This is a genomic window from Sulfitobacter sp. (assembly GCF_036961165.1).
GTDB lineage: Bacteria > Pseudomonadota > Alphaproteobacteria > Rhodobacterales > Rhodobacteraceae > Sulfitobacter.
Genome location: NZ_JBALVJ010000049.1, coordinates 21,092 through 27,376, shown reverse-complemented (window position 1 = coordinate 27,376; position 6,285 = coordinate 21,092). Strand labels below are relative to the sequence as shown.

Here is a 6,285-nt window from a genome sequence, read left to right as displayed (position 1 = left end):
TTCGGGTTGGATACATCTTAGCACGCTGTCCAATTTTGCCGGACCACTTCAAACAACCTGTCCTTAACCGTTATGGGCACACGGTCCGAAATTTCATGCGACGCGCAGAAACGCCCATGGAGATCAGGCCCAAACGCCGCGCGCGATTCTGCCGCGAGTGCCTCGTTTGATCGGTGGAAGGTGCTAAACAGCGTGATAGTTCAGCGCAGCTTGAGCCGTTCTCGTAGGGATATGAGCGGTCGAAGCATCTACGCTGTAAAAATTCATATACGCCTCGATCCCGATTGATCGGCCGTACATGTTGCTTACGATAGGATGTGTCGTGACGCGACAAGCATCCCCGGTTGCCCGATCAAAACATCCGAGGCGCTCTAGTGCTTAAATGACTTTTACTCTCAATCTATGTGGTTGGCCCTTTAGTAGCCTTCGCTCTCAGGAACTGACCCAAACCGCACGATAAACGTTGGCTCACCAACTTCACCAGAATTTTCGTCCTCAACAAGCATATAGGCGTCAGCGCCGACGCATCCGTCAGATTTAAACTCTCGCTCGGCCCGGCTCTCCGCCTCTTGCGACGTGGTGTACTCGAATTGTTTATCAACCTTCAAGCCGAACTCCGCATTGGGGCCGTTCGTCGTTTTGACGTATGTTTGGCAGATATAATGAACCTTGGAACCAGCTTCGTTCGCATCGGTCATGTTAGTCTCCTAGGTTCTCATTTTGAGGATGAAACTGCGTTTTTAGAGGTCACGAATGTCGACTAGGACCTGTCGAAAAACGGCCCTACTGAACTAAGCGCTCAATAGGACCGGTCGACTGAGGTATTGTCTTATTAAGTACCGTCAGGAGTTACTTTACCTTTTTGCCACCAATCGCAACGGCGGGTTTTCCGGCCATAGAGTTTGCCGTTGCATGAACTTTTGGCTTCTCTTGCTTCGGTTTCTTCGTCTCTTTGTTGCTGTTTTTACCTTTAGCCATTGTATGTCCTTCCAGTATGCAGCGACCCGTTTCTGGAATAGCAACGGGTGGGCTGCGGTTGTTCACCATCGCCCGTCACAGGCGAATGTCGGTTTCGATCAGTCGGAGTCAGGGTAACGTAACCACCTTTTTGGTAGTTTCGTCTGTTGCTCTTTGCTGACCACGCGAAATAGTTGTCACTGGCGATCTGAACATTGCATTAGCCGCTGCAAAATCCTCGGCGGTATCAATTTCGGTCCAATCAAGACCGGTGATATCAAGTGCCTCAAAAACCACGCCTTGCGTCACCAGCCTTGCATAGGCAGCTTCGTAGTACTCCTGCACATTATCATGGCTCTCCATCGTTTCGGACAGCTGCGCAAAAAGAAGTGGCCCCGTTTTGCTGCTAATCTTCTCAATGCCGATCGATTCACCTGCGGCCAGTGCGGCGTCTACGGATTTCCCAACTTCGAGGACCCGCATTTCGTCATCAGTGATAACCTTCACTTCTTCGTCGGCAAGGGCAATATTCCGGTCAATACACAAGACGTTTGCCTTACGACTATCAACCAACTCTCGCAAAATCTTCACATCAAACACCACATCCGCGTCAAATTTAACGAACTCGGCTGTACCAACCGCCGCAGATGCCAACATCAAAGAATAACCAGTATTGGTATCACGATAGCGGTCGTTGATCACATAAGTTACGCGGATGCCGCGAAATGTCTTATCAACAAATTGTTTGATTTCATCAGCTCTATGGCCAAGCACTAGAACAAACTGTGACAAACCGCAGCTCAGGCAGTTGCGGATCATCCTTTCAAGAATGGCAGACCCGCCAACCGACAACAGACATTTGGCCGAGGTATCCGTAAGGGGGCTAAGCCGTGAGCCAACACCAGCGGCAAGTATAACGGCCATGGGCGCGCGATTGGTTTCGTGAGTCATCGTGTGAACTCCTAAATGAGTAAAGTTGAAACGCTATTTCTGGAGGGGAACTTTTTGGTTCTTCCCGATATTCTGCCCACGCCGAAAGGATCTATAGGTGCCCCAGAAAACCTGACTTGCTGCGAACAGCCACAACATCGGGACGAGTTGGTCAAAGATAAGAGCGGCGGATAGCATAAAGACGAATACTCCCTCATCAAACGCCAATACCTTTCGTTGTTCCTTCAGAAACCACGCCCAATTCGCCCGCAGGTCAAACCCGAGGCCAGCCGTTGTCTCGGTGCGTTTCAACCCGGCCATCTTCGCCGTATAATCAGGATCAAAAGCCATTTCGATTTCAAGGGAGACGTATTTTGCGTACCCACGCAAATTGTAGAATGCGATGCCAATCATAGCGAGGAACACAGGGGTAACATCGGCGGTTTGAGCATATGCCGCGTATCCGGCAGCCCCGAACCAAAGCGCGACCTGCACCTGATCTGTCAGACGGTCATAGTAGCTGCCTTCCGGTGAAGAGACTTTTCGATACCGCGCCATCTGGCCATCCATGCAATCAAGGATATGGCTAATCTGGATGAGAATTGCTGCCGCGATCAGCCATCCGTTGCCGCCGACAACAATCCCGAACGTTGCGCCCACAGCGACCAGAAAAGAGGCTGCCGTGATACGGTTCGGTGTTATCTGCGCAACTTCGACTGCGCCGTAATTCGCAAGGATGCCGAGCGGTGATGTTACGAAAGAGGACCACCATTCATCGTCTTTGGTTTTGGTGGCCCAAAGCCGTTTCAGTTTATCTGTCATGAGACCGCCTTCGTACGTGCATGGGTAGGTGTGGGCAGCATAACCAAAGTCGCGGCCTTCGATCTTACAGGTGCAACTAGGTCAGTTGCTTCAGCCTGCAACGTCAGCAGCACATCCTTGAGAGCCGCAAGGAAGAACCGGATGTCGTAGTCGGACAACTCGCCAATATTTCCGACCTGAAAGACTTTGCCCGAAAAGCAGCCCTTACCTTCATAAATGATGATCGATTTAGCCCGCAGTCGATCTCTGATGTCGCGGACTGACACCGAAGGCGGGACACGCACCGTTGTCAGGATTGAACACATGTCCTCTTCCTCAATCAAAAAGTCGAGGTTGAGCCGACGCATGCCTTCACGCAGCAAATCAGCGCGGGCTTTGATCCGCGCATAGCGTTTCATAACCCCTTCGCACAGTATGTCCGTCAGTGCCTGCTCTAGCGCAAAGAACAATAGAACCGCGGGCGTATTCGGCGTCTGGCGATGGTGTTTCAAGAAGGCGTAAAACGTCGCAAGGTTCAGATAGGTCGTTTTCGCGGCGTGGCGTTTCAGCCTTTTGAAGTGCTTCTTGCGACCAACAACGAATGAAAGTCCGGGATATGAACCGATGGCCTTGGAACTGGAACTGGATACAAACGCTATGTTGCACGCCTCCATGTCGATCATCTCCGCTCCAACGGAACTGACACCATCAACTACAAACAGTGCAGCGTTGGCTTTGGCCATAGCGCCTATCTGGGCGAGCGGGTTCAACATGCCTGAACAGGTCTCATGATGTACCATCGCCACGACATCAATTTTATGGGTCTGCAAATATGCGGCAATCTGCGGCATATCGAACGGCGTCCCCCAAGGCATTGCGATGAGGTGAGTGTTCTTGTTGTGGATGACAGACGTTTTGTGCAATCGCTCACCAAACTCACCGTTGGACAAGATCAGGATCGCGCCCTTTCCCACAACAGAGGACAGCATCGCCTCGTTTGCTGAAGTGCCGGAACCGGTAATCACGACGGCACGGTAGCGTGCGCGATTTCTGATCTGAAAGAGCGAGATAAGTTTGTTTTCGATACTGCCGAGCAGCTCATCAAAATCAGGCTCCCGATGACAGATGTCTGCTTTGCAGATGGCCGCGCGCAAGGTGTCGGCCACGTTCACGGGCCCGGGGGTGAAAAGTAGGTATTTGTCCAAATTAGGTTATGCTCCATCGACAGCATGACAAGGCCATGAGGTCGCGGCGCCCATGATACGTCCGCGCACGAGGTTCGCGCAGGGACATCGAGAGGGCACAAATCGAGTTAGAAACCGCAGCCATTACGGGTGATTGTCGCTGGGTCGTTCGAACACTGAACGCTTGCAATAAAATTGACCGGCCCGATCCCGGCAACACGTGCGGATCAGTCGAGCATCATGCGCTAAGAATGGCGTCCGAGCGGCAATGTATAAGTTTCGAGCAAGTTCTCAGGCCGCTGTAGACCGTCAAAGCGCAGCAATTCACGGCGTCGCTAATATTCGTAAAATCCGAAGGTAGTGTCAGGCTAACCGGCCTTTGACTGTTGACCTATTTCAAGGTCTCGCCCGCTCTGAAAGAGCGCCCGATGTTAAACAAGTAAAGAGCATCTGTCCCAATAGCAAGGAATGGTTTCCGTCGCGGTCACAAGCAATTGCCGCGCCAGCCTATGGAATATGTTGGAAACGACGACCGCAGTTGAGGAATAAGACGGATAGCTCCCGTTCATCGCGACCAACGTCCCGCGTCATCAAGCGATGCATAGGCACATCCCGCAGAACTTATAACTCCGGTTTATGTGATGTCTCCGCTAAGATTGACCCAGAATCACAGAAACAGGGGAATAAAGAATGATCAAACGTCATCTACTTACAACCGCAGCTGTCATCGCGATGCTGCCAGTTTTTGCAGCAGCAGAGGTAACTCTGACGCGGATCGCAACGATGCCGGACGGGGCTGAAGTTACAGGTATTTCGACAAACGCCATTGGTGATCTGTTTCTCAACGCCCAGCATCCGGGCGGCAAGAACACCTTCAAGGATGACGCTCCTGCGGCGCTGGTGGGCTATGTGGCAGGGTTTGATCCATCCGCCCCCACCATGTCGATCCCGGCTGAAACTGCACGTGATAGCGTGCACACAAACTCTGGTGAGTATGTGGTTTTTGCCAAGGCCGGAGATACCTTGGGCAATGGTCAGGTCTTTGGCGGTGTTTATGATGCTGCCGGTGAGTTGATGTATGTCTCAAACACACCCGACTTTAACGGCTTCGTGCCGACAGGTGCAAATACAGCGTATCTTTACACAGGTTGGGAAGGCGCGGGGCGTGACGGCGCAAGTGCTGTCTCCAAAGTGAGCCTGACACGCATCGGCGGCAAATGGACCGCTGATCTGGCGTCTTCGAAAATGCTCGATCTCGCCCCTGTCGATGGCGGCGCGGTTCTGTGTTCAGGGATTGTGACGCCTTGGGGCACGCCGCTTTTGGCTGAAGAGTATTTCTTCTACAACTCCGCCACCTGGAACCACCCGGACAATCACGACGACGATGAACGGGCCAGCTTTCAGGGCGGCAATGACATCAACTACATCAAACCCAAGAACATGTCGCAGTACATTGGCAAAATGGCGAACCCTTACCGCTACGGCTATATGATCGAGATTAACAACGCGGCCTCTGCTAACGCGGAAGAACTGGTCAAACACTATGCGACAGGCCGCCTGTCGCATGAGACCGCAGCAATCATGCCAGACAACAAAACAATCTACATGACCGATGACGACAGCGCTGTTTACTCTGACGATAAGTACAACACCGCCTCAGGCGGCGTTCTGTTCAAGTTCGTTACTGACGTTGCTGGCGATCTAAGTGAGGGCACCTTGTTTGCCGCAAAGCTAGCACAAGATGACAGTGCGGACCCGACCGTCGCAGGATTTGACGTCACATGGGTCGAACTAGGCCATTCCAACAATGCCGAAATCGAAACCTGGATTACTGAATATGACAACGTTCAGGTTGCCGATTATGTCGAGGGGCAGACCAACTATGTATCGGATGATCAGATCCGTGCGCATGCCGCAGGGACTGCGCCGGACAGCCGCGCTGCATTTCTGGAGTCCCGCCGGACGGCCGCGGCCATGGGGGCGACGAATGAATGGGACAAACTGGAAGGCGTGACATCCCACGGGAAGAACGTCTATCTCGGGGTATCTGCGTTGTCGTTTACGATGGACAAAAGCTGGGGTCACAAGGACTGGTCCACAGGCGTCATCGACCCCGATGTTGCCGGTGCTATCGCCCTCAACGCCGAAGGCTGCGGCGCGACCTATGTTGCGACGACAGGAGATGACTACAACATCACGCGTCTGGATCCCTATGTTGTCGGCAAAACCGATGCAGAGGGCCGCTGTGATGCTGACCTGCCCGCAAACCCCGACAACATCCTGACGCTGAACGATGGCACCCTGCTCATCGGTGAAGATGCTGGCAAGAAGCGTCACGACGTTGACATGCTGTGGATGGTCAAAAACTAACCGCTACATGAAAATTTCTGAAGTGGCTGGTGATCTGCATTGA

6 protein-coding genes are annotated in these 6,285 nt (G+C 52.6%); 1 reads left to right on the top strand and 5 read right to left on the bottom strand.

The annotated features are described in order from the left end of the window. Positions 1 to 416: 416 nt before the first annotated feature. From V7730_RS16735 to V7730_RS16715, 5 genes are all read right to left on the bottom strand, one after another. Entirely contained in the window at positions 417 to 698 is a 282-nt protein-coding gene (locus V7730_RS16735; protein WP_335748737.1) for a hypothetical protein, read from the bottom strand. Between the two features lie 151 nt (positions 699 to 849). Next, complete coding sequence (locus V7730_RS16730) at positions 850 to 978, bottom strand: hypothetical protein (RefSeq protein WP_335748736.1); 129 nt, start codon at positions 976 to 978, stop codon at positions 850 to 852. Between the two features lie 108 nt (positions 979 to 1,086). Beyond that, positions 1,087 to 1,881: a phosphocholine cytidylyltransferase family protein gene (locus tag V7730_RS16725; protein ID WP_335748738.1), complete on the bottom strand. Its 795-nt coding sequence runs from the start codon at positions 1,879 to 1,881 to the stop codon at positions 1,087 to 1,089. A 60-nt stretch (positions 1,882 to 1,941) separates the two neighbouring features. After that, positions 1,942 to 2,709, bottom strand: coding sequence for a CDP-alcohol phosphatidyltransferase family protein (locus tag V7730_RS16720; protein WP_335748735.1), 768 nt, complete (start codon positions 2,707 to 2,709; stop codon positions 1,942 to 1,944). Next, on the bottom strand, positions 2,706 to 3,893 hold the full coding sequence (locus tag V7730_RS16715) for a pyridoxal-phosphate-dependent aminotransferase family protein (protein ID WP_335748734.1): 1,188 nt from the start codon (positions 3,891 to 3,893) through the stop codon (positions 2,706 to 2,708). Before V7730_RS16715 ends, V7730_RS16720 begins: the two co-directional genes overlap by 4 nt. A gap of 669 nt (positions 3,894 to 4,562) precedes the next feature. Here V7730_RS16715 and V7730_RS16710 point away from each other — a divergent pair. Further along, on the top strand, positions 4,563 to 6,242 hold the full coding sequence (locus tag V7730_RS16710) for an alkaline phosphatase PhoX (RefSeq protein ID WP_335748733.1): 1,680 nt from the start codon (positions 4,563 to 4,565) through the stop codon (positions 6,240 to 6,242). Positions 6,243 to 6,285: the final 43 nt, after the last annotated feature.